The organism is Candidatus Nanopelagicales bacterium, from assembly GCA_018003655.1.
Lineage (GTDB): Bacteria > Actinomycetota > Actinomycetes > S36-B12 > UBA10799 > JAGNDY01.
On sequence record JAGNDY010000163.1, the window covers coordinates 1 to 2,719 of the forward strand.

Below are 2,719 nucleotides of genomic sequence, written 5' to 3' on the forward strand. Positions count from 1 at the left end.
ACCTGCTCGCCGTTGGCACCCAGCGGCATGGCGTCCATCAGGTGACTGGTATCCACGCGCGGTGCCGGTGCGGGCCGGTCGGCCTGGGCCATCTCGTCGCTGGTGTACAGCCCGCTCATCTCGGCCGGGAACGCCTTGCGCAGCGCGTGGGACTCGGCCACCTTGGACAGCATGTGCGCGGGCATCTTGCCCCAGGTGCCGCCCTTGCCACCGAACTCGGTCCACATGACCACGCCGAACACCGGCTGATCGAAGCCGGCGCGCATGACGCCGACCTTGGCGGCCACGGGCGGGGTGTTCGCCACCCACACGTCGTGCCACTCGCCGTTGTCGTCGCACCACAGTGGCGTGGTGGTACCACGGAACTCCCCGGTGCGGGCAGCCAGCAGGCGCAGCCCGTCGATGCCGACGATGATCGCGCCGTTGGCCAGGTATATCTGCTTGGTGAACGGGTCCAGGCCCGTCTTGGTGCAGTAGTTCAGGAACACCAACGCCTGCGCGTGGTTGGCCGGCTTCACCCCTGCGGCCACCAGCATGGCCTTCTGCGGGTCGGTCCAGTCGGTCTGGTCCGGTCGGATTGCTAGTGCGTTACTCATTTGGGTTCCTCTCCCCTTGTTGTGTTCTCTGCTGACGCACCCACTTCTTGGCGGCTGCGATCTCATCTAGTCGCTGCAGTCGCATCTCGTATCCCTTGGCGCCATCGCCAAGGACTTCGGCGTAGTCGTATGTGCGGATGCGCTGCTCAAAGTGATCCAAAGCCGCGATGGATGTCTCCCAAGGGGGGGGCGTCATGATGCGGCCATATTCAAGTCGGCAAACAGCGCAGGCTGTGCGGCCCCAAGATTCAGCACGCTGATGACGAGCCAAGTAGTGCGGTGCGCGTTCAGATTGCCGATCAGCAGGGTGGATGACTCGCTTAGGTGCAGAGCGTCCGCTGCGTGACTGCCGGCGTAGTCCAGCCCGTAGCGACGGATCAGTTCGTACATGCCCCAGTCGCGAAGTTGCAGAGCGTGCGGGCCAGATTCATCCCGAAACTGGAGCCTGGGGATTCTGTCGGGCTTTCCATCTGGCCTGTGCATGCTGATTAGCTCCAGTTGGTCTACATCCAACGGCTTAGTGGCGTCTGGGGCCGTCCAGTTGATTTCCGCCGACTGGGGGCGCAGCAGCGCGAGCGACCGCCGTTCACTGTTGGCCTGGGCGACGCTGTCCACGAAGTAGCGATCAGGGATGAGCGTCGCTCGTTGATTCCGGGCCACTTCCCCGGTCGTACGGAATGCCCGCACGTTGGCGGCTGCATGCTGATCTGGGGCGCGGTCCACCGCAAGTCGCCACGACTCTTTCCGATTATCTTTCGGGTTGCGCTCCAGCAGTACGGAGGTTTGACTCCATCGCTTAGGAGACGCGTGACGGCTCAGTGGGTAGATGCGGATGAGGCCCAGGTCGCGCTGATATCCGGCAGAGCACACGAAGTGGCGGCCGTCCGCCCGGTCGTCGGGCACGGTCTTGCCGAGCATGATGAATTCGTCGGCGACAATCACGACGCCATTCCCGCCAGGTAGTCGCCGTGGCATGCCTCAGGCGCGCACCAGCAGCCCAACGCTTTACCCTCTAACTCGGCCGTGCGCCCGTGCAGCGACGGCTTATGCGGGAAGTAGTAGTCCGCGTACTTGCTGATCACTTCGGTGCGCGTGCCATCGCCCGGCAGGACGAACGGGTTGCCCCACTCGCTCTTACGGTCGATACGGACAGCCAGGCCGGACTGCTCGGCCCACTGCCACAGTCGCTGGTGAGCGTCGCCGCGCATATTGAGCACGACGGTTTCCCCTGCACGGAGGCGCTTCAACAGGTCGCGTTCGTCGTCGGTCCAGGTGGCGAAGATGCGATCTTCTCGCCACTGCTCGGCCACGGCGGCCAGGTCCGCGTCAGGCACGATCTCAATCGCCCGCCGGATCAACCCCTCATCGGTATGCATGACGGCGGGGTCGCCATCATGCATAAGTCGCGACACAGCAGACTGGTCAACTCCAAGTTGCTCCGCGATGTCCTTCTGCTTCCAGCCCAGGTCACGCAGCATCAGCGCGGCCACCTTGCGGGCGTCACGTTCGCGCTGCTCGGCCTCGCGGCGCTGCTCAATCTGATCTGACAGCCAGCCCTCAACGGTCTTGCGCGGCCGGCCGAGCGCTTTTGCAACGGCGGTGATCGTGGTGTCCCCGTCCTGCGCGAACAGGTCGCGAGCGATCTGCCGTGCATCAGCGTCAGCCAGCGGTAGTCCGTGCTTCGCAGACAGCGACGCGGCGAACAGTCGCGCGTCCATCCCGGGGGGGATGTCGGCGAACAGTATTTCAATCTCGGCCAGTTCGAGAATCCGATGAGCCCGGTGGCGATGCCACCCGTCTAGCAGGCGGTTTGTCCCGTTTTCGACGATCACCGGCGGCAGCTCCTCGCCGGCCGTCATGCAATCGGCGTACCGGCGAGCGGTTGCCTCATCAACCTGGGTACGCGGGAATACCGCGTCATCCAGGATGATGGTTTCGATATCGACCAGAAGGCCATTACTCATGGTTCAACTCCCCGTGATGCTGAATCTGCGGCCGGGCTTTCCGGTGCGCATGTAGTTGGCTGCCACGTCGGGCAGGTCGGCGGCGAGCGCCTTGGTGTCGATGGACTCGCGGGGCTTGGATGCGGTCCACTTGGCGACCACGTCCCCGTCGGGGGTGAC

The 2,719-nt window shown here is 64.3% G+C and carries 4 protein-coding genes; all 4 read right to left on the reverse strand.

Going from position 1 to position 2,719, the window contains the following annotated elements; genetic code table 11:
- Positions 1 to 596 (reverse strand): phage recombination protein Bet (gene bet, locus KAZ48_11775; protein ID MBP7973469.1); only part of this gene is annotated, 596 nt, incomplete at its 3' end.
- On the reverse strand, positions 589 to 792 hold the full coding sequence (locus KAZ48_11780) for a hypothetical protein (GenBank protein ID MBP7973470.1): 204 nt from the start codon (positions 790 to 792) through the stop codon (positions 589 to 591). The genes KAZ48_11780 and bet, both read right to left, overlap by 8 nt.
- A complete protein-coding gene (locus tag KAZ48_11785; GenBank protein ID MBP7973471.1) occupies positions 789 to 1,538 on the reverse strand; it encodes a hypothetical protein in 750 nt (249 codons plus the stop codon). Before KAZ48_11785 ends, KAZ48_11780 begins: the two co-directional genes overlap by 4 nt.
- Positions 1,535 to 2,455 carry a DUF4326 domain-containing protein gene (locus tag KAZ48_11790; protein ID MBP7973472.1) on the reverse strand — a complete coding sequence of 307 codons (921 nt, stop codon included), beginning with the start codon at positions 2,453 to 2,455 and terminating at the stop codon, positions 1,535 to 1,537. The genes KAZ48_11785 and KAZ48_11790 overlap by 4 nt, the downstream gene beginning before the upstream one ends.
- Positions 2,456 to 2,719 lie beyond the last annotated feature (264 nt).